Origin of the sequence: Desulfovibrio sp. 6_1_46AFAA, assembly GCF_000224635.1 — a bacterium.
Lineage (GTDB): Bacteria > Desulfobacterota > Desulfovibrionia > Desulfovibrionales > Desulfovibrionaceae > Desulfovibrio > Desulfovibrio fairfieldensis.
Genome location: NZ_JH114303.1, coordinates 396,006 through 415,243, shown reverse-complemented (window position 1 = coordinate 415,243; position 19,238 = coordinate 396,006). Strand labels below are relative to the sequence as shown.

Here is a 19,238-nt window from a genome sequence, read left to right as displayed (position 1 = left end):
TTTTGATACACTCCCGTCGCGCAACGCTTGCCTTCCTTGCCGGGAAACAAAATCCGCCTCTTCTCCAGAGCCCCGGGCCGCTTGTTTTCCTTGCCGACGAACGAACTTGACGACGCGCCCGCAGGGCGTTGCGGATAGAAAGAAAAGCCTTACCTGATAGTTAGAGTAGTCGACGCATGAAATGCGTCAACCGGCCTGCAAGGATTTGTCTGCAAATCCTTGCCACGGAATGCGAGTAGAAGAGCATTTCACGTGTTAAATGCTCTCGAAGTTATTTGCGTTGTTGTTACGTTAGCCGAGGTTGCCGTTATGGTCTTTGTATCCATTATGACCCTGTTCGCCCTGGGACTCGCGGCCTCAATCATCCTGGCCGTGGCTTCGCGTGTCTTTTACGTCAAAGAGGACCCCAGAGTGGAGGCCGTGGTGGAGGCCTTGCCCGGTGCCAATTGCGGCGGTTGCGGCTTTGCGGGTTGCGAGGGTTATGCCACGGCGGTGGTCAATGATCCTTCGGTGCCGGCGAACAAATGCTGCGCCGGCGGCGCGGCCACCAGCATCGCCGTGGGCGAGCTCACGGGCAAGACCGTGGCCGAGGCCGAGCCCCTGTATGCCTTGCGGCGTTGCGACAAGCTGGCAGGCAAGGTGGCTCCGCGCTACCAGTATCAGGGCATGCCTTCCTGCGCCGCCGCGGCTCTGATGCGCGGGGGCACGGACGTCTGCGTCTATTCCTGCCTGGGATTCGGCGACTGCGTGCAGGTCTGCCCCTTCGGTGCCATGGAAGTGCGTGACGGCCTGGTACGCGTGGACCGGAGCAAGTGCACGGGCTGCGGCGTGTGCGTGGCCGCCTGCCCGCGCGGCATTCTGGAACTGACGCCCCAGCGGGGCCGCGTGGCGGTCTACTGCAACACCAGGGACAAGCTGCGCGCGGTCATGGATGTCTGCGACGTGGGCTGCATCAAGTGCGGCAAGTGTATCAAGACCTGTCCGGCCAAGGCTGTGCGCCTGGAAGACAACCGCATTGTCATTGACCATCTCCTCTGCCTTTCTTACGGCCCCATCTGCGAAGAAGCCTGCGTGGGCACCTGCCCGCGCCATATTCTGCGTTCCACCCGGAGCCCCCTTGTGCCCCGCGCCGTTGCGGACGCGGACGACAAGGCGGCGACGCCGCCCGCGCCCGAGGCCGCCGCTTCGGAGCAATCCCGGCCCCAACCCCAAGCCTGAGAGGGAGGCAGCATGCCGTCCATTTACAGTCGCCGTCATTTTCTGCGGGCCGCGCTGCTGAGCGGCGGGGCTCTCACCGCCGCCACCCTGACGCCCGCCTTTCTGCCGCTGGCCGCCAGGGCCGGTGGACTGTTGCCGGGCGGCGCGCCCGCGGAGCCGCTGCGGCAGACCAGCCTGTTCATGGGCACCATGGTCAGCATCAGCGTGGCCCAGGTCGAGCCGGGCCGGGCCGAGGAAGGCATGGCGCGCGCGTTCGCCCTGGGCCGCCGCATGGCGGACGTATTCACCCGTTTTGACGCCTCGTCGCCGGTGGGCGCGCTCAATGCCGACGGCGCGTTATCCGACGCGCCGCCGGAGCTGAACGCGCTGTTGCAACGCGCCATGCGCGTGGGCCGCCTGACGGGCGGCGCCTTTGATGTGACGGTACTGCCTTTGTTGCGCCTGTTGGACGCCCACCGCAATCCCACAGGCAGCCTGCGCCTGGCCGAAGGCGAGTTGCGCGAAACCCTGGAACTGGTGGGCGCGGAACATCTGGAAGCGAGCGGCAAGGCTTTGCGCTTTACGCGTTCCGGCATGGGTCTGACCCTGGACGGCATTGCCAAGGGCCATATTGCCGAGGCCATGTCGCGTGAACTCGCGGCCGCCGGTTGCCCGGATCACTTGGTCAATGCCGGCGGCGACATGGTGGCGCGCGGCCGCAAAGCTCCGGACGCGCCTTGGCGCGTGGCCGTGGAAGACCCGCAAAAGCGGGGCAAATATCCCCAGGTGGTGGAACTGCCCGCGGGCGGGGCCATTGCCACGTCCGGCGGCTATGAGGTTTTTTACGACGCCGCGCAAAGCCACAGCCATCTGGTCAGTCCGGCCACCGGCCAAAGCCCGGCTCTGGCCAGCGTGACCGTGACCGCGCCCGAGGGGCTCATGGCCGATGCCCTGGCTACGGCCCTGTCGGTCATGCCGCCGCGCGAAGCTCTGGCCCTGGCCGACGCCCTGCCCGGCTGCGCCTGCTGCCTGTTGCGCCGGGACGGGCTGGCGCGGGTATCTGGTCGCTGGCAGGGGCGACCGGTCTAGGGCCTGTTGACACTATGCCTTTTTGCCCGCTCGCTACGTCAGATTTCACCTGTTTTTTCGGTCGAGTACCAAAAGAGTACACTCCCTCAAAACAGGCTTATCTTCCTTGCGGGCGAACAAAAATTCTATAGTGTCGACAGGCCCTAGGCCGCGCTGCGGGATCATTCTGTTCTCCTCCCGTAGGCAGAATGATTTTGTATTTAGAGTAGGTTATTTTTCAAAGATAAATTGTTTTAGTGGGCTTGTCATACGGATGAGATATTCCGAGCCCTGCGGGCGCGGCTTTTTCGCCACGTTGCGGCTTGGGCCGCCTATCGTTGCTGCCTTTAGCGGCAGGGGGGCCGGGGACGGCTGTCCCCCGGCCCCCCCTACCAAGCCCCTGCCCCTGCTGCACGTCGTAACGCGATGACGCGGCGTACAACGGGTCTTGCTCGCGTGGTTCGCTACGCCCCGAAATCGCCGCGCGTCAATTTCCGGCAACGGACGACTTTTTTACTCGAAGCCCGGCTGTCAATGGCAATTGCGCGGCGCGGAGGGAGATCGCCTGAGCGTAGCGAAGGAAGCTCCCGCAGCAAAAGCCGCGCTGCCCTCGTAGCTCACGCGGGGGGAAGGGGTTGCAAGAGGCCTGGGGAGTCGCGCAGGCCACCCGGCCCCTGCCCGCGCCGGGCTTCAGCCGTTGGCGGCAAGGCCGCCTTACGGATGAAGGCAGCAACGATAGGCGGCCAAAACGACAGCGAAGCGAAAACTGTAACGCCCGGAGGGCAGAATAAAACAACGGGCGGAGAACAGAATGACCTTGGCCGCGCTGCGGAGCGCTTGCCCGACCTGTCCTTCCGAGTGTAAGAAAAGTGGGTGATGGACTGCTTTTTCTGCACCGTGCACGCGGCTTGGCCCTGGCTGCGCCAGACGGAAGACGGATCGGGCCGCATGGGGGACGTGCGCTTTGTCCTGGAGGACAAGGACGGCAGCACTCCCTGGCTGGTGGTCTTTGACGAGCCGCCCGCGGGCGCGGCCACCCGCGTTCCGCGCGAACGGCGTGTGCTCTTCGTCACCGAGCCGCCGGAAATCAAGCGTTACCCGCGTTCCTACCTGGGCCAGTTCGGCACGGTCATTTCCCCCTATGCGTTCCGGGGCGTGGAGTCCCGTGCCCTTCTTTTGGAAAATCCCTGCCTGAACTGGCACTACGGGGTCGCCACGGGCCACGGCGCGCCTGTATCTCCGGCCCTGCGCCGCCTCGGCGATATCCACAATCTGCCCGTGCCGCCCAAGTCCAAAAAATGCTCGGTCATTTGCTCCACCAAAACGGCCACGGAAGCGCAACGGCGGCGCATCCGTTTCGTCCGGCGCCTGAAAGATATCCTGGGGGACGATCTGGATGTCTTTGGGCGGGGTTTCCGTCCCGTGTCCGACAAGGCCGAGGCCATTGCCCCGTATGCGTACCATCTGGTGCTGGAAAACAACTACATCGACAATTTCTGGACGGAAAAGCTGGCGGACGCCTGGATCGGCTGGGCGCTGCCCCTTTATCTGGGCGCGCCCAATCTGGCGGCGGCCTGCGGCCTGCCGGACGGTTTTGTGGCGCTTGACCCGGACGACGAAGAAGGCAATCTGGCCCGCATTGCGCAATGCCTGGGGCGCCCGCTTTGGGAAGAGCGGCGGGAGGCCCTTGCCCGCTGCCGATCTTGGTGCCTGCAAGGCACCAATGTCTTTGCCAGGACGGCCGCGCTGATCCGCAATGCGCCGCCCGGCATCCAACGCCTGCCCATGTCCACGAGGCCCGAAAGCCTGTACGGCACGGACCGTCAGGCTGTTGCCGCCTTGTACGGCCGGGCCCGGGCTTGAGGCCTTGCCCCAGCCTGAACGGCTCTGACACTATTTCTGGGGGAATTGCAGCGTGCCGCTGATCACTGTCGCCATGCCCGCCCACAACGCCGCCCCGTATATCGGGGAAGCGCTGGATTCCATTCTGGGCCAGACCTGCCGGGATTTCGAGCTGCTGGTGGTGGACGACGGTTCCACGGATGAGACCGCGCAACGCGTTGCGGACCGCGCGGACGCGCGCATCCGTCTGATTCGCCTGGGAACCAACCAGGGCCGGGCAGCTGCGCGCAATGTGGCCTTGGACAACGCGCGCGGCGTATATCTGGCCTGGATGGACGCCGACGACATTGCCGTGCCCCGGCGTCTGGAAAAGCAACTGGCCTTTCTGGAAAGCCATTCGGATGTGGCCGTTTGCGGCGGCTGGCTGCAATACTTTCACCAGTCCACGGCCTTGGAGCGTTTTCCCCGGACGCCGGAGGATATCCGCGCGGCCACGGTTTTCGGCACGTCCGTGGTCAACGGGTGCAGTCTGCTGCGCCTGGACGCGCCGCGCGCCCACGGTCTGCGCTATGATCCGGCCCTGGCCCGCGCCGAGGATTTCGCCTTCTGGGGCGATCTGCTGCTGGGCGCGGGTCAGCGCGCCGCCAATCTGCCGGAAGTGCTGCTGCACTACCGCTATGTGCGCCGCCCCTTTGTACCGCGCTGGCATGTGCGGGCTCTGCTGGGGCACGTCTTTCCCCATCTGGGCCTGGAGGCCGACGTCGCTGAGGCCGCCCTGCATGCGGGCCTGGTCTACGCCCCGCTTAAAACGCATTGCGCCCGCGCGGGCGCACGCCCGCTGCTGGCCTGGCTGGACAAGCTCTGGCGCGCCTGGGCCGCCTCCTTTGGGGATGACCCGGCCATGCGGCGTTACATTCTTTTTTTCGCGGCGAAAATCCTTTCCCTGGCTCCGGACAGGGAGGATGCGGCCGCTTTTTTCCGCAGCCTGGATATCGCCGGGCTGACAAAAGATTAGAGACAGCTCCTAGCGCGCCCCCTTGGGAAAGAGCACCACGCCGATGGTTTTGAAGATAATGTGGATGTCCAGCAGAATGGACATATTCTTGATGTAGTAGAGATCGTATTCCAGCTTGCGGCGGGCGTCCTCCTCGGACGCGCCGTAGGGATAGCAGACCTGGGCCCAGCCCGTCAGGCCCGGCTTCACCGTATGGCGCAGGCTGTAGTAGGGAATGTCCTTCTTGAGCTGTTTGACGAAGGCCATGCGCTCGGGCCGGGGACCGATGAAGCTCATGTCGCCCTTGAGGATATTCCAGATCTGGGGCAGCTCGTCGATGCGCACCTTGCGGATGAACTTGCCGAAGCGGGTCACCCGGTTGTCGTGGGCGCTGGCCCAGACCGCGCCGTTTTTTTCCGCGTCCGCGCGCATGGAGCGGAATTTGTAGACCGTGAATTCCTTTTCGTACAGGCCCACGCGGTCCTGGCGGTAGATCACCGGGCCCGGCGATTCCAGGCGCACGATCAGGGCCGTGAGCAGCATGACGGGCGTGGCCGGAATCAGCAGCACCAGCGAGATCAGCACGTCCAGAGCCCGTTTCAGCCGCCGCAGCGAGCCGCGCGTGTTCAGGGAAAAACCCTCGGTCTGCAACAGCCATTCGTCGTTGATCTGCGAAAGGGGCAGGCGCTGCACCACGTGCTCGTAAAAAGTGCGGATGTCCACCACCATGCTGCCGCGCAGCTTGGCTTCCAGCAGATCGTGGGCGATGTCGTCGTCAATGGGCGCGTCGGGCAGCAGCAGGATCATGGTGGCCCGCTTTTCCCTGGCCACGTCCAGGGCCTTGAAGGGCGGCCCCAGGCAGGGGCCCGCGTCCGGGCCCTGATCCCGTTCGCCCACATAACCGATGATGGTCGCCTGGGGCAGGCCTTCGGCCAGCAGTTGGCGCACCTTGCCCGCGCGGTCCACGCCCACCAGCAGGATGCGCAGGGGGTGGGTCAGCTTGTCCGCATTGCGGTAGTAAAGCCAGCGCCAGCCCAGGCTGAAGGCCAGGGACAGGGTAAAGAGCATCAGCAGGGTTTCGCGGTCGAAACGCCAGTGGTCAAAGGAATAGGAAGCCGTGGCCGAGGAGATGATGCCCAGCACGCAGGCCACCAGCACCCGGCCCGAGGTTTCCCTGAAATCTTCCCGCCCCACGCTGTAGGCGTCCAGAATGTAGAAAAAGAGCATGTAAAAAAAGACCGTGAACAGCGAAGCGCCGGTGTAGTCGTGAAACACGCTCAGATCCGGCGCGATGGTGGTCACGCCGGTGATGGTCAGCGCCAGCAGCAGGCAGAAGATGTCCAGAGCCTGCAGGAGCGCCATGCGGTACGTACTGATCATTGCCCTTCCTTTATGCCCCGGCGGGCACATGCATGTCCCGCAGAATGCGGGCCGCCACTTTTTCGGCGTCGAATTCCCTGACGGCCAGCTCGCGCCCGGCCTCGCCCATGCGCGCGATAGTTCCCGGCGCGAGGATAAAACTTTCCATGGCCCCGGCCAGGGCCTCGGGATCGCGCACGGGCGTCATGCGTCCGTTGACGCCGTCGCGCACCACTTCCCGGCAGCCGGGCACATCCGTGACCACGGCGGCGCGGCCCATGCTCATGCCTTCCATGATGGACGTGGGCGTGCCTTCCCGCCAGGAGGGCAGCACCAGCACGTGGGCTGCGGCCAGATAGGGCCGCACGTCCCTGGTTTCGCCCAGATATTCGATGCCGTTCTCGCGCTCCCAGGTTCTGACCTGGTCAAGGCTGACGCTGCCCAGGCCCTGTTCCGGCGGGCCCAGCAGCTGAAAGCGGGCTACGGGGTAGCGGGCCTTGAGCAGACGCGCCGCCGCGGCGTATTCCGGCAGGCCCTTTGCTTCCAGCAAACGACCCACCAGCAGAAAGATGACCGGTCCGTCAGGCGGCAGCGGGGGCAGGGGAGCCTGCGCGAAACGCCGGATGTCCACGCCCGTGCCGCGCGCCGTGAGCACGCGCGCGCCGGGACCCAGAATGCCCGACTCGCGGAAGATGCGGATATCGTCCTGATTCTGAAAAAAGACGCCTTCCGCGTTTTTGAGCGCCTGCCGGTAAAGAAAGACGCTCAGACGGTTGACGCATTTCTTGAACAGGCTGTCGGCCTCAAAGGCGTAGCCCAGACCGGTGATGGTGGCGTAGACGTGCGGCACGCGCGCGCGGCGCGCGGCCAGGCCGCCGTAGATGACCGGCTTGATGGTCGAGGCGAAGAGCAGGCCCGGCTTCTCCGCATCGAATATTCGCCTGAGTCGGGCGAAAGAGCGCGCGTCATGCAGGGGATTGAGGCCTTTGCGGTCCAGCTCGTAGTGGAGCACGCGCGCGCCCAGGGTTTCCAGCGCCGCGTCGGCCTCCGGGTCGCCGGGCGGCACGCAGCAGAGCGCCTCATGCCCGCCCTGACGCATTTGGCGGATCAACACGCTCCAGAAATTGGACAAAGCCCTGGCCTGGTTGCCCAGGACAATGATTTTCATGCCGGTTTTTCTCCCTTCCGTCGCGGCGGCCCCGGTATGGTCTTGCCTATAGCACCTGTGCCCGGCCCTGAAAAGAGGGTGGAGCGTGCGGGGCCGCCCGCGTCTTTACAGGCCGCGCCGCGCGGAGTACAAGGAGAGCGACCCGCCGAGGCCGACCGGCGCGGGTCCGGAGGCGCGGGCCGCCGTTATAATCAACCCTCAGGAAACAATAAAACAGGACGCAACCATGAGCGTGTATGCCGCCTTGTGCGAAACAATGACCGCCGCCCCCTCCCGTTGGCTGGTGACCGGCGTGGCGGGTTTCATCGGCTCCAATCTGCTGGAGCATCTTTTGAAAATGGGCCAGACCGTGGTGGGACTGGACAACTTTCTCACCGGCTATCAGAAAAACCTGGATATGGTCCGCGACCTGGTGGGGCCGGAGGCTTGGAAGCGTTTTACCTTCATTGAAGGCGATATCCGCGACCTGGATACCTGCCGCAAGGCCTGCGAGGGAGCGCGGCACGTGCTGCACGAGGCCGCTCTGGGTTCGGTGCCGCGTTCCATCGACGATCCCCTGCTCTCCAACAGCTGCAATATCGACGGCTTTCTGAACATGCTGGTGGCCGCGCGCGACGCCAAGGTGGAAAGTTTCGTCTACGCCGCGTCTTCCTCCACCTACGGCGATTCGCCGGAGCTGCCCAAAGTGGAAGACAAGATCGGCCGTCCGCTCTCGCCCTATGCCGTGACCAAGTATGTGGACGAGCTGTATGCCGATGTCTTTGCCCGCTGCTACGGTTTCACCAGCATCGGCCTGCGCTATTTCAACGTCTTCGGCCAGCGTCAGGACCCCTACGGCGCGTATGCGGCGGTAATTCCGCAGTGGTTCGCCAGCCTGATCAAGGGCGAAACCGTGTACATCAACGGCGACGGCGAAACCAGCCGCGACTTCTGCTACATCGACAATGTGGTGCAGGCCAATCTGCTGGCGAGCCGCGCCCGCGCGGAAGCCCGCGACAAGATTTACAATGTGGCCTTCGGCCAGCGCACGACACTGAACGAACTGTTTCTGCTGATCCGGGAGGAAGTGGCCCGGCATCTGCCCGCCGCCGCCACGGCTGAAGCCGTGCACCGCGATTTCCGCGCGGGCGACGTGCGCCATTCGCTGGCGGACATCAGCCGGGCCGAAAAGCTGCTGGGCTATGAGCCGCGCTACGACGTGCGCGAGGGTCTGCGCCTGGCCGGGGACTGGTACGCGGCCAATCTGTAGGGCGGACTTTGTTTGAAATCGCATATAATTTCAAACAGGGATCCTTTCCTCAAACTCTCATTGTTCCCGTCGGTCGCGGCGGCGTTGTCCTGATTCCCGGCCGTGCTGTTCTTGCCTGCATGTTGCGTTGCAGCCACAGTCAGAGCAATTTCACTCTTGAAATTGCTCTGACGACGCACACGGTGCGGCGCGCCGCGAAGCGGCGTGGATTCTGGCGAAAACCACGTTTTTCGCCAGAATGTTAACTTTGAAATTTGTAAAATTTAAAGTTAATCTGCTCTAAGGCGCACGGCTTTGCCGTGCTTGGCTCGGGCAATCAGGGCTGCGTCGACGGCTGACGCGCGGCACAACGCTGTTTCGTCCCGCGTTCAGGCGCGCCCGTCAGCTCCGGCCGGAAGGAAGATAAAGAAGGTTGGCATGCGGCAGACTCTGACCCTGCTCTGGCAAATGGGCATCCTGGCTGCTTTCGCCTGGGCGGCGGACTGGCTGGCGCGGATGTGCGACCTGCCTATCCCCGGCAATGTGCTGGGCATCATCGTGCTTTTCCTTCTGCTCTGCACGGGCGTGGTCAAGGAAAGCCACATCAGCGAGGCCGCCAATTTTCTGCTCAAGCACCTGGTGTTCTTTTTTGTCCCCATCGCGGTGGGGCTCATGAACTGGGGCGGCGTCTTTTACGATTACGGCTGGGTTCTGCTGGCGGCCATTGTGATCAGCACGGCCCTGCCCCTGCTCGTGGTGGGCTGGCTGGCCGGGGCCCTGCGCCGCCGCCCTGAGAAAGGAGCGGAGTCATGTGGTCAGTGACGACCCTGCTCTGCGTGGCGGGCACGGTCTTTGTCTACGCGGTCGTGCGCCGTCTGTACCTGCGTTACAAGCATCCGCTGATCAATGTGGTGGGGCTCAGCGCCGCCGTTGTGATCAGCGCGCTGCTGCTTCTCGATGTGCCCTACGCGGCTTATGAACCGGCCAGGAAGATCATGACCGCGCTCATCGGGGCCGCCACGGTCAGCCTTGCCCTGCCGTTGTACCGCTACAGGAAGTTGCTGCTGCGCCATGCCGTGGCCATCATTGTCAGCGTGAGCGCCGGGGCTTTTGTGGCCATGTTTTCCGCCGGGCTCATCGCCCAGAGCGGCGGCCTGCCGCGTGAAGTGGTCATGTCCATCCTCTCCAAAGGTGTTTCCATTCCCTTTGCCGTGGAGGTCGCCAAAATCTACGACGGAATTCCTTCCCTGGCCGCCGCCTTCGTGGTGGCTACCGGCACTCTGGGCTCGCTGCTGGGCGTCTGGACCCTGAACCTTGTGCGCGTCAACTCCCCCTTTGCCCGTGGGCTGACCCTGGGCACAATCTCCCACGCCCAGGGAACGGCGGCGGCCCTGCAGGAAGGCGAGGAGGCGGGCGCCATGGCCGGTCTGGCCATGATTCTGGCGGGCATCCTCACCGCCGCCTTCGCGCCGCCGGTGGTCTGGCTGCTACGCGTCGCCGCCTGAACCCGGAACACATTCTTCCATGCTTCGTGAAGAAAAAATATCGCGGCCGCGTTTCTTTCTTTTCTTTCTCACCGGACTGCTTCTGGTAGTGCTGCTCGCGGCGATGCCGGACCGGCGGCCCGTTGCCGCCGCGACCGCGCCGGAGGTCCGGGAGGGGGACATCATTTTTCACGCCTCCACCTCGTCCCAGAGCGCGCTCATCCGCCTGCTGACCCGTTCGCCGTATACCCACTGCGGCCTTGTGATGCGCCACAAGGGGCGCTGGCTGGTGCTGGAGGCGGTGCAGCCGGTGAAGCTTACGCCCCTGGCGGCCTGGACGGCGCGCGGCGCGGGCGGGCATTATGTGCTTAAACGCCTCAAGAATGCAGACGCCGCGCTCACGCCCGACGTGTTGGAACGCATGCGGCGTCTCGGCCTGGGCATGCTGGGCCGGGCTTATGACCGGCAGTTTCGTTGGTCCGACGCGAAACTATACTGCTCGGAACTGGTCTGGAAACTCTATCGTCGCGGCGCGGGCATCACCCTTTGCAAGCCGCAGCATTTCAGAGATTTTAATCCGGCGCGGCCCTCCCTGGCCGGAGAGGCCGCCCGCCGATACGGGAAAAACATGCCGCCGCCGGACGAGCCCGTGGTCACGCCAGCGGCCCTGTATGACAGCCCCCTGCTGCGCATAGTGCGGGAGGAATAGGAGAACCTGAAAAAGCAGTTTGCATTGCGGCGTCCGGGCGGGAAGGCGCTTATACTCCAACGCTTTTGTTCCTCCGGCGTTACCATCAGTTTCCCCCCACCACAAAGGCGTGGGGGTAGAGAGCTCTGAACAGGTCCAGCATCTGCTGCGCGCCGTTGGAATCCTGCCAGGGGCCCACCTGCACGTTCCACATGTTGTTGCTGCCGAACTCCAGGCGGCCCTTGTGGCCGGACCGGGTCAGGATATTGATCAGTTTGTAGGCGTTGTTCTTGTCGGCAAAGGCTCCCACCTGCACATAGAAGGGGCCGCTCATGTCGCCGTTCTCCTGCAGTTGGGGAATGCCGCCCAGGCTCTGGACGCGCACTCTGGCCGTGCCCGTGCCCATCATGTTCAGGCGCGTGGCCGCGCTGCGCGAGAGATCGATGACGCGGTCGTCCACAAAGGGACCCCGGTCGTTGACCCGCACAATGATGGAACGGCCGTTGCCCAGATGGGTGACGCGCACCTTGGTGCCCAATGGCAGGATCTTGTGGGCCGCTGTCATGGCGTATTGATTGTAGCGCTCGCCGTTAGCGGTTTTTTTGCCGTGAAAGCCCGGTCCGTACCAGGAGGCCGTGCCCACTTCCACAAAGCCGTGGGCGGATTTGAGGGGATAATAGGTCTTGCCGCGCACGGTGTAGGGCTTGCTGCCCGGCACGCCGCCCTTGCGCCAGGAACGCGAGCCGCAGCCGGACAACAGGGCCGCGCAGAGCAGGAGTGCCAGACAGACCCGCAGCGCGCGAAAGGCCTTGTTCATGCGGCGGGCTCCGGCTCGGCCAGGCAGCGCGGCATGCCGTTCTGAGCGCAGGCCGCGCACAGCGCCGTGTCGGCCTCCCCGGCGGAGCCGCTTTCCAGACCGTGCAGGAGCTCCCGGCTTTCGTCATTGAGCAGGTTCCGCTCCCGCGCCCGCCGGAGCAGGGTCATGGCGGGCTCGTGCCGTCCCGATTCCAGAAAATCCCGGGCGGCCAGCAAATAAAGGCACTCGGGTTCGCCGTCGTACAGGGCCGTGAGCAGATCCGGATAGAGCGGGCCGAAAACCTCGCGGGCCAGAGGCTCCTCGCAGGCCAGCCAGCGGGCCAGGCGGCAGTTGCGGCCCTCTGCCGTCAGATAGCGGGTGAGCAGGAAAAGCCCGTGCGACAGGACGTGGATGATGCGCTCCAGTTCGCGCGCCGAGCTTTCGGCGGTCTGCGCGGCCAGGGCGCTCAAGGGGCCGTAGAATTCGCCGGTCACCGCCGGGTGACGGCCCAGCTGGGCCAGGCGGTTGGCGTAATGCTGGCCCTGGAAGGCGTCTTCCTTGAGCTTGGCGCATTCGTGAAAAGCGTAACCCACGCACCAGTCGATGAGGGCCTCCACCGGGCTCTGCACGGCGGTGCCGTCGGGATGGGGGCTGGCCGCGTACTGCCAGAGCATGATGCCCAGGTTTTCCGCCGGAGCCTCCGTAGCTGTCGCCGCCGTGCGGACCGTATTGCGGAACAGGTGGTGGGCCGTATCCTTGAGCCGCCAGAACACGCCCTTGCGCATGGCCTCGCCCAGCAGGTCGCGCAGGGCGGAATAGGAAACCGTGCCGTCGCGCTCAAAACGTCGCCGCTGGTCGGACAACAGGCGGAAGACCATGCAGTAGTCGCGCACCAGGTCGCGCACGAAAAAGGCCCTGTTGGCCAGCAGCCAACGCTCGCTCACGCCTCGTCCTCCCGCAGGAGCGTCCTGGCCACGGCCAGGTCGTAGAGCTTGAGCGGGTCGGCTTCCTGGTTGCGTTCCTCTTTGTACAAGCGGGCCGCGTTTTGCACCACGCTCAAGCTGAGCCAGGGATGGCGCTCCCAGACTTCGGGATGGTCCGCCTGCCAGAGCCGGAATTCCACTTCGCCGTCCCGGCCGCGCCGCACGTAAACCCGGGCGCGGCTGTTGCCCGCCTGGGGATGATAATACAAGCCGCGTTCGTCTTTCATGGCTGTCGTTATCCTTTACGGTGGAAAGTAAAACGCCCGTATCTTACGCTTAAAGCGCCGCCTTGGCAAAGGCGGCGCGTGCCCCCCCCCGCCGGGACCGGGGGCGACGCTGTGAAAATGTGGTCAATGTTCGACCCCGCCGGTTGTCATCAGAGGAAAAATGAGATATGCAACGAAAAGACCGCGTTGCGGCCCGAGGGGCCGAGGCTTTGGCTCGCCCGCTCGTTCGTGATCCCTTGGGGCGTTCCGCTTTTGCGGAGCGGGCGCTGCGGCGGCTTTGCGGGAAGTTGCCGGGGCACCGAGGCGGGATGCGTTCCCGCCGCGCATCGGCACACGCGCAGAAGTCCGTTTTGCGATGCTCCGGGATCGGCGCACCTGAACGGCATGTCACGCGATGGCGTGATACAACCAAACCATGTGGAGGTATGGCAATGGCGAAATATGCAACCCCCAAGTTGGACGAGCTTGAAAGCGGCCCTTGGCCGAGCTTTGTGTCCGACATTAAACAGGAAGCGGCCGCGCGGGCCAAAAATCCCAAGGGTCTTGACTATCAGATCCCGGCGGACTGCCCCGAAGACCTGCTGGGCGTATTGGAGCTTTCCTACAACGACAAGGAAACCCACTGGAAACACGGTGGCATCGTGGGCGTGTTCGGTTACGGCGGCGGCGTTATCGGCCGTTACTGCGACCAGCCCGAACAGTTCCCCGGCGTGGCCCACTTCCACACCATGCGTGTGGCCCAGCCCGCCGGCAAATACTATGACACCAAGTTCCTGCGCGACCTGTGCGACATCTGGGATCTGCGCGGTTCCGGCCTGACCAACATGCACGGTTCCACGGGCGACATCGTGCTGCTGGGCACCCAGACCGTCCAGCTGGAAGAAGTCTTCCACGAGCTGACCCACAAGATGAACGTGGACCTCGGTGGTTCCGGTTCCAACCTGCGCACGCCCGAAGCCTGCCTCGGACAGTCCCGCTGTGAGTACGCCTGCTACAATACGCAGGATATGTGCTATCAGCTGACCATGGACTACCAGGACGAGCTGCACCGCCCGGCTTTCCCCTACAAGTTCAAATTCAAATTCGACGGCTGCCCCAACGGCTGCGTCTGCGCCATGGCCCGTTCCGACTTCGCCGTGGTGGGCACCTGGAAGGACGACATCAAGATCGACCAGGAAAAGGTCAAAGCCTACCTGGCCGGCGAAATCAAACCCAACGCGGGTGCGCATGCCGGGCGCGACTGGGGCAAGTTCGACATCCAGAAGGAAGTCATTGACCGTTGCCCCAGCCAGTGCATGAAGTGGGACGGTTCCAAGCTCTCCATCAAGACTGCCGACTGCGTGCGCTGCATGCACTGCATCAACACCATGCCCCAGGCCCTGCACATCGGCGACGAGCGCGGCGCCAGTATTCTGGTGGGCGCCAAGGCCCCGGTGGTGGACGGCGCGCAGATGGGTTCGCTGCTTGTTCCCTTCATCTCCTGTGAAGCCCCCTATGACGATGTCAAAGAAGTCATCGAAAAGATCTGGGATTGGTGGATGGAAGAAGGCAAAAACCGCGAGCGCGTGGGTGAAACCATGAAGCGCCTCTCCTTCCAGAAGCTGCTGGAAGTCACCGACACGCCGGCCATGCCCTGCCAGGTGAAAGCGCCTCGTGCCAATCCCTTCATCTTCTTCAAGGAAGAGGAAGTGCCCGGCGGCTGGAATCGCGATCTCGCCGAATTCCGTAAACGCCATCAACGCTAGTTATAAGGGGGAAACGAACATGGCTTTTATTTCTACCGGGTACAATCCCCAGAAACCCATGGAAGGCCGTATCTCCGACATCGGCCCTCATAAGTACGACGACTATTTCCCGCCGATGATCAAAAAGAACTTCGGCAAGTGGCTCTATCATGAAATCCTGGAGCCCGGCGTACTGATGCACGTGGCCGAAAGCGGCGACAAGGTCTACACCGTGCGCGTCGGCGGCGCCCGTACCATGTCCATCACCCACATCCGTGAGCTGTGCGACATCGCCGACAAGTACTGCGGCGGCTATCTGCGCTGGACCACCCGTAACAATATCGAATTCATGGTGGACGACGAAGCCACCATGAAGGCCCTGCGCGACGACCTGAACTCCCGCAAGTTCCCCGGCGGCTCCTTCAAGTTCCCCGTGGGCGGCACGGGCGCCTGCGTCTGCAACATGATCCACACCCAGGGCTGGGTGCACTGCCACACGCCCGCCACCGACGCCTCCGGCCCGGTGAAATGCGTGATGGACGCCCTGTTCGACGAGTTCGATCACATGCGCATGCCCGCGCCCGTGCGCGTGTCCCTGGCCTGCTGCATCAACATGTGCGGCGCCGTGCACTGCTCGGATATCGGCCTGGTGGGCATCCACCGCAAACCGCCCATGATCGACCACGAATGGGCCGACCAGCTCTGCGAAATCCCGCTGGCCGTGGCCGCCTGCCCGACGGCCGCCGTGCGTCCCACCAAGGTGGAGCACAACGGCGAGAAGGTGAACTCCATCGCCATCAAGGAAGACCGTTGCATGTACTGCGGCAACTGCTACACCATGTGCCCGGCCCTGCCCATCGCTGACAGCGAGGGTGACGGCATCGCCATCATGGTGGGCGGCAAGGTTTCCAACCGCATCTCCATGCCCAAGTTCTCCAAGGTGGTTGTGGGCTACATCCCCAACGAACCGCCGCGCTGGCCCAGCCTGACCAAGACCGTGAAGCACATTGTCGAGGTCTACGCGGCCAACGCCGAAAAATACGAACGTCTGGGCGAGTGGGCCGAGCGCATCGGCTGGGAAAGCTTCTTCAAGCTGACCGGCCTTGAGTTCACCCACCACCTCATCGACGACTTCCGCGATTCCGCCTATTATACCTGGCGTCAAAGCACCCAGTTCAAGTTCTAGGCAGTTTGCTTAACCCCGGCGGCGCGGCACGCGCCGCCGGGCCAGGAGAACGCTCATGGCTGACGATAAAGAGATTGTTGTTGAATTTCTGAAAAGCAAATCCGCGGCCAAGTCCAAGTTCTACTTCAAGGACTTTCTGGAACTCTTTCCGGACAGGGGCCCCCGCGACGTGAAAAAAGTCCTCACCAAGCTGATCAATGAGGAAGTGCTGGAATTTTGGTCCTCCGGTTCCACCAGCATGTACGGCCTGAAGGGTGCGGGCAAGCAGTCGCACGCCGAGGGCGAAGACTAGCCTATTTGGCCTTTTTTGTCGCTGGCAGCGTCAAATTTCACGGCGCGGCTCGGTTATACGGGCGGCTTTTTGACCGTTACAACGCAGGACGTTGCGGCCAAAGGCAGCAATGCCGCAGTCGGTGATTCGTCCAGGTAAAGGCTGTCGCTATCTGTATGCCGTTCACGGTAACAGTTTATAGCGCCGTCAGTGTGCCGCTTATTTTTCTTGCCAGCGGCAAAAAACTCAAATGGCGCAACCTCTTTTGCGCAAGATCTGCCGCAACGTCTGTTGTGGCATTTCTTGTTTCGGGCCTGGTTCACCTGCCGCCCTTTGCTTCAGCGGCGGATGAGCGCGCAAATTGGGATGCTTCGATGCGTCTTGCCATAGGCACGCTATTTCAAGCATGACATGGCGTTCGGGCAATCGGCCCGGTCAGGATCCAGGAGGTGATCATGGCGCTTTCCTTTTCCTTGAATGCCGAGGAGCGGGCCTTTCTGGCCCGGCTGGCCCGTTTGGCCATTGAAAGCGCTCTGGCGGGCAAGGGTACGGCCCGGCCGCCGGAACCGCCGGAGAAAGGCGACGCGGTGAGGGAGAGCGTCGGCACATTGCGCCGCCCGCTGGGCTCTTTTGCAACCATCACTCTAAACGGGCGGCTGCGCGGCTGCATCGGCACCATTGTGGGCCGCGAGCCTCTTTACCTCAATCTCTGGCGCATGGCCCGCGCCGCCGCCTTTGAAGATCCGCGTTTTCCGTCGCTGACCCTCCGGGAATGGGCTGGAGCGGCCCTGCACATTTCCGTACTGGACGAACTCACGCCTTGTCCGGACCCGGAAGCCATTGAAGTCGGGCGGCACGGTCTGGCCCTGCAATATCTGGGGCACAGCGGCGTTTTTCTGCCTCAGGTGCCGGTGGAGCAGGGCTGGGATCGTCTGTCCTACCTGGAAAATCTCTGCTCCAAGGCGGGCTTGCCGGGCGGCAGCTGGCGCGCGCCCGGCGCGCGTTTGTTCTGGTATGAAGCTCTAGTTTTCGATGCCTGAGCCGGACTGCGCCTGCCTCGCTTTGCCCCTGCCGCCGTCTTGTCATGCGCCCAGGCCGGGCGTATGTTGGCACTATTCTCAGGGCGGGGTGCAAGTCCCCACCGGCGGTGATGCGGTCGCGCCATGCGCGCGCCGCCAGCCCGCGAGCGCCTTCCGTGAAGGGTCAGCAGATTCGGTGTGATTCCGGAGCCGACGGTAACAGTCCGGATGGAAGAGAATGGTCAAGTATATCGCGTGCGTGAGTGAACAAGCCGCCCCGGAATCGGAAAGCAGATTCTTTTCCTTTCCTTCGGCGTGGGTGTCAGCTTGAGCTGCCGCCTGGCGGGGCCGTAAGGTTTTGTATGGAATTGCTTTGGTATTTTCCTGCGGGAGAACACCACATCCTTCACGCGCGCGATATCCAGCCACGCCCTGATGCACCATCTCCCGGCCATTGTGGCCGGACAAGGAGCTGTCATGCATCAGTCCCAATCCCCCCTTGTGTTGTTCGGTTCTTCCACGGAGCGGATGCGCCGCGCCCTGGATGCGGTGCGCGCCGGTCAGGGCGTCTGCATCGTGGATGACGAGGACCGCGAAAACGAAGGCGATCTGGTTTTTCCGGCCCAATTCCTCACCGTGCCGCAGATGGCCCTGCTGATCCGGCATTGCAGCGGCATTGTTTGCCTCTGCCTGACTGACGAGCGCATCCGCCGCCTGCGTCTGCCCATGATGACGGAGGTCAATACCAATTCGCAGGGCACGGCCTTTACCGTGTCCATTGAGGCGGCCGAGGGGGTGACCACCGGCGTTTCCGCCGCTGATCGTGTGGCCACGGTACAGGCCGCCGTCAGCCCGGAGGCCCGGCCGGAAGATCTGCGCCGCCCCGGCCATGTCTTTCCGTTGCGGGCGCGTCCCGGCGGCGTTCTGGAGCGTCGCGGCCATACCGAAGCCACGGTGGACCTCATGGCCCTGGCCGGTCTTGAGCCCTGCGGGGTACTTTGCGAACTGACCAATGAGGACGGCAGCATGGCCCGTTTGCCTCAGGTGGCGGCCTTTGCCAGCGCGCACGCCATGCCCCTGCTCAGCGTGGAGGATATCGCCTCCTGGCGGCAGGCCCCGGCCGGGGAAAAAGCGCGTCCTGCGGGCCGGGTGGCTTAAGCGTCGCTGGAATAGTGAATGAACGCTAGAAGGCGGCCATATGGCCGCCTTCTGTCCGCGTACAGACGCGGAAATGATTTCTTCGAACGCGCGGACGGAACCGCCCGCCGAAGCGTCATTTTATTTTGGTAAAGCCCTGGCTTTCCAACCAAGCATACAGTTTTTTATGCGTCCAATGGCTGATAACGCCGTCGGCGCATTTTTCCTTGAGAAGTTCACGGACTTTCTGTTGTTCCAGATATAAGGACGCAACATAATTGATCTCGTGGTCCTGGTCGCAATTAAAAAGGGCGTTGTCGCTGGGCATGGCGCACCTCCCATTTTTTTTACGATTGACCTAAAAATGTATTTTGTCAATATAGAGTGAGCTAATTGGTTCTATGACAGTTATCCGGCGTAAAAAAGAAAGGGCCGCGTCTGATATGCCCCCATCAGAGTAGACAACGACAAAAAGGCCACATAGGCTAATCGTTGTAACCTGATGGGGGTATTTTATGGCAGGCGGTAAAAACGCATTTTACTGTGTGGAGTTTAAACAGGAGGCGGTACAGCGATACCAGGAAGGCGGCATCGGCTATCGCGAGTTAAGTGAGCAGTTGGAGCTCAAGAGCAAGACTCAACTGCAAAAATGGGTGGCTGCTGTCAGGCGCGGAGATTCCCTTGAAGATACCCGTGGGAAAAATGCTGAGCGCCGTAAAGGCCGCCCGCGTACAACGTTCTCCTCTGTGGAGGAAAAACTGGCCTATGTGGAAGCTGAGCTTGAATACGTAAAAAAGTTGTATCGCTCCCGGTTTGGGCACGAATGGGGAGCGCACAAAAAAGAGTTCTTTTCAAAATAGTTGGTGA

Annotated in this window: 21 protein-coding genes and 1 riboswitch; of the genes, 15 read left to right on the top strand and 6 right to left on the bottom strand. The window is 63.0% G+C overall.

Going from position 1 to position 19,238, the window contains the following annotated elements:
- Window positions 1-309: 309 nt before the first annotated feature.
- The 4 genes from rnfB to HMPREF1022_RS11660 all read left to right on the top strand — a co-directional run bounded on the left by rnfB (window position 310) and on the right by HMPREF1022_RS11660 (window position 5,122).
- Window positions 310-1,218 carry an RnfABCDGE type electron transport complex subunit B gene (gene rnfB / locus HMPREF1022_RS11675; protein WP_008682741.1) on the top strand — a complete coding sequence of 303 codons (909 nt, stop codon included), beginning with the start codon at window positions 310-312 and terminating at the stop codon, window positions 1,216-1,218.
- Between the two features lie 12 nt (window positions 1,219-1,230).
- Window positions 1,231-2,286, top strand: a complete 1,056-nt coding sequence (locus tag HMPREF1022_RS11670; protein WP_009303260.1) for an FAD:protein FMN transferase — start codon at window positions 1,231-1,233, stop codon at window positions 2,284-2,286.
- 855 nt (window positions 2,287-3,141) lie between these two features.
- Window positions 3,142-4,128 carry a glycosyltransferase family 10 domain-containing protein gene (locus tag HMPREF1022_RS11665; RefSeq protein WP_009303259.1) on the top strand — a complete coding sequence of 329 codons (987 nt, stop codon included), beginning with the start codon at window positions 3,142-3,144 and terminating at the stop codon, window positions 4,126-4,128.
- Window positions 4,129-4,180: 52 nt separating this feature from the next.
- Window positions 4,181-5,122, top strand: a complete 942-nt coding sequence (locus HMPREF1022_RS11660; RefSeq protein WP_009303258.1) for a glycosyltransferase family 2 protein — start codon at window positions 4,181-4,183, stop codon at window positions 5,120-5,122.
- A gap of 9 nt (window positions 5,123-5,131) precedes the next feature.
- Here HMPREF1022_RS11660 and HMPREF1022_RS11655 read toward each other — a convergent pair whose 3' ends face one another.
- Together HMPREF1022_RS11655 and HMPREF1022_RS11650 are read right to left on the bottom strand one after the other, a co-directional pair.
- The gene (locus tag HMPREF1022_RS11655) at window positions 5,132-6,481 is read right to left on the bottom strand and encodes a sugar transferase (RefSeq protein ID WP_008682730.1); all 1,350 of its coding nucleotides are present in this window, start codon (window positions 6,479-6,481) and stop codon (window positions 5,132-5,134) included.
- Between the two features lie 10 nt (window positions 6,482-6,491).
- Window positions 6,492-7,628, bottom strand: coding sequence for a glycosyltransferase family 4 protein (locus HMPREF1022_RS11650; RefSeq protein WP_008682728.1), 1,137 nt, complete (start codon window positions 7,626-7,628; stop codon window positions 6,492-6,494).
- A gap of 226 nt (window positions 7,629-7,854) precedes the next feature.
- Between HMPREF1022_RS11650 and HMPREF1022_RS11645 the strand changes: the two genes are divergently transcribed.
- From HMPREF1022_RS11645 to HMPREF1022_RS11630, 4 genes are all read left to right on the top strand, one after another.
- Window positions 7,855-8,877, top strand: coding sequence for an SDR family oxidoreductase (locus HMPREF1022_RS11645; RefSeq protein WP_008682727.1), 1,023 nt, complete (start codon window positions 7,855-7,857; stop codon window positions 8,875-8,877).
- Between the two features lie 417 nt (window positions 8,878-9,294).
- Window positions 9,295-9,678: a CidA/LrgA family protein gene (locus HMPREF1022_RS11640; RefSeq protein WP_008682725.1), complete on the top strand. Its 384-nt coding sequence runs from the start codon at window positions 9,295-9,297 to the stop codon at window positions 9,676-9,678.
- On the top strand, window positions 9,666-10,361 hold the full coding sequence (locus tag HMPREF1022_RS11635) for an LrgB family protein (RefSeq protein ID WP_008682724.1): 696 nt from the start codon (window positions 9,666-9,668) through the stop codon (window positions 10,359-10,361). Before HMPREF1022_RS11640 ends, HMPREF1022_RS11635 begins: the two co-directional genes overlap by 13 nt.
- A 19-nt stretch (window positions 10,362-10,380) precedes the next feature.
- The gene (locus tag HMPREF1022_RS11630; protein WP_009303257.1) at window positions 10,381-11,049 is read left to right on the top strand and encodes a YiiX family permuted papain-like enzyme; all 669 of its coding nucleotides are present in this window, start codon (window positions 10,381-10,383) and stop codon (window positions 11,047-11,049) included.
- Between the two features lie 85 nt (window positions 11,050-11,134).
- On the opposite strand, the gene HMPREF1022_RS11625 is transcribed toward HMPREF1022_RS11630, so the two are convergent.
- Genes HMPREF1022_RS11625 through HMPREF1022_RS11615 form a run of 3 tightly spaced genes read right to left on the bottom strand, consistent with a single transcriptional unit; the run spans window position 11,135 to window position 13,034 of the window.
- Window positions 11,135-11,845, bottom strand: coding sequence for a septal ring lytic transglycosylase RlpA family protein (locus tag HMPREF1022_RS11625; protein ID WP_009303256.1), 711 nt, complete (start codon window positions 11,843-11,845; stop codon window positions 11,135-11,137).
- Window positions 11,842-12,768 (bottom strand): hypothetical protein, encoded by a 927-nt coding sequence (locus HMPREF1022_RS11620; RefSeq protein ID WP_009303255.1) that lies wholly within the window; start codon window positions 12,766-12,768, stop codon window positions 11,842-11,844. Before HMPREF1022_RS11620 ends, HMPREF1022_RS11625 begins: the two co-directional genes overlap by 4 nt.
- Entirely contained in the window at window positions 12,765-13,034 is a 270-nt protein-coding gene (locus HMPREF1022_RS11615; protein ID WP_008682719.1) for a hypothetical protein, read from the bottom strand. The genes HMPREF1022_RS11620 and HMPREF1022_RS11615 overlap by 4 nt, the downstream gene beginning before the upstream one ends.
- A gap of 431 nt (window positions 13,035-13,465) precedes the next feature.
- Here HMPREF1022_RS11615 and dsrA point away from each other — a divergent pair, with 431 nt between their 5' ends.
- The 6 genes from dsrA (at window position 13,466) to ribB (ending at window position 18,392) form a co-directional block, all read left to right on the top strand.
- Window positions 13,466-14,779, top strand: coding sequence for a dissimilatory-type sulfite reductase subunit alpha (dsrA, locus tag HMPREF1022_RS11610; RefSeq protein WP_008682717.1), 1,314 nt, complete (start codon window positions 13,466-13,468; stop codon window positions 14,777-14,779).
- Between the two features lie 19 nt (window positions 14,780-14,798).
- Entirely contained in the window at window positions 14,799-15,944 is a 1,146-nt protein-coding gene (dsrB, locus tag HMPREF1022_RS11605; protein WP_009303254.1) for a dissimilatory-type sulfite reductase subunit beta, read from the top strand.
- 55 nt (window positions 15,945-15,999) lie between these two features.
- Entirely contained in the window at window positions 16,000-16,236 is a 237-nt protein-coding gene (locus HMPREF1022_RS11600) for a dissimilatory sulfite reductase D family protein (protein WP_008682714.1), read from the top strand.
- Between the two features lie 155 nt (window positions 16,237-16,391).
- A complete protein-coding gene (locus HMPREF1022_RS18215; protein WP_147568367.1) occupies window positions 16,392-16,625 on the top strand; it encodes a hypothetical protein in 234 nt (77 codons plus the stop codon).
- A gap of 45 nt (window positions 16,626-16,670) precedes the next feature.
- Window positions 16,671-17,255, top strand: coding sequence for an AmmeMemoRadiSam system protein A (gene amrA / locus HMPREF1022_RS11595; RefSeq protein WP_008682713.1), 585 nt, complete (start codon window positions 16,671-16,673; stop codon window positions 17,253-17,255).
- Between the two features lie 70 nt (window positions 17,256-17,325).
- Window positions 17,326-17,478, top strand: a riboswitch (FMN riboswitch).
- A 233-nt stretch (window positions 17,479-17,711) separates the two neighbouring features.
- Complete coding sequence (ribB, locus tag HMPREF1022_RS11590; protein ID WP_009303253.1) at window positions 17,712-18,392, top strand: 3,4-dihydroxy-2-butanone-4-phosphate synthase; 681 nt, start codon at window positions 17,712-17,714, stop codon at window positions 18,390-18,392.
- 115 nt (window positions 18,393-18,507) lie between these two features.
- Here ribB and HMPREF1022_RS11585 read toward each other — a convergent pair whose 3' ends face one another.
- Entirely contained in the window at window positions 18,508-18,699 is a 192-nt protein-coding gene (locus HMPREF1022_RS11585) for a hypothetical protein (protein WP_009303252.1), read from the bottom strand.
- Between the two features lie 187 nt (window positions 18,700-18,886).
- On the opposite strand from HMPREF1022_RS11585, the gene HMPREF1022_RS11580 reads away from it, so the two are divergent.
- Window positions 18,887-19,231, top strand: coding sequence for a helix-turn-helix domain-containing protein (locus HMPREF1022_RS11580; protein WP_009303251.1), 345 nt, complete (start codon window positions 18,887-18,889; stop codon window positions 19,229-19,231).
- The last annotated feature ends 7 nt before the right edge of the window (window positions 19,232-19,238 follow it).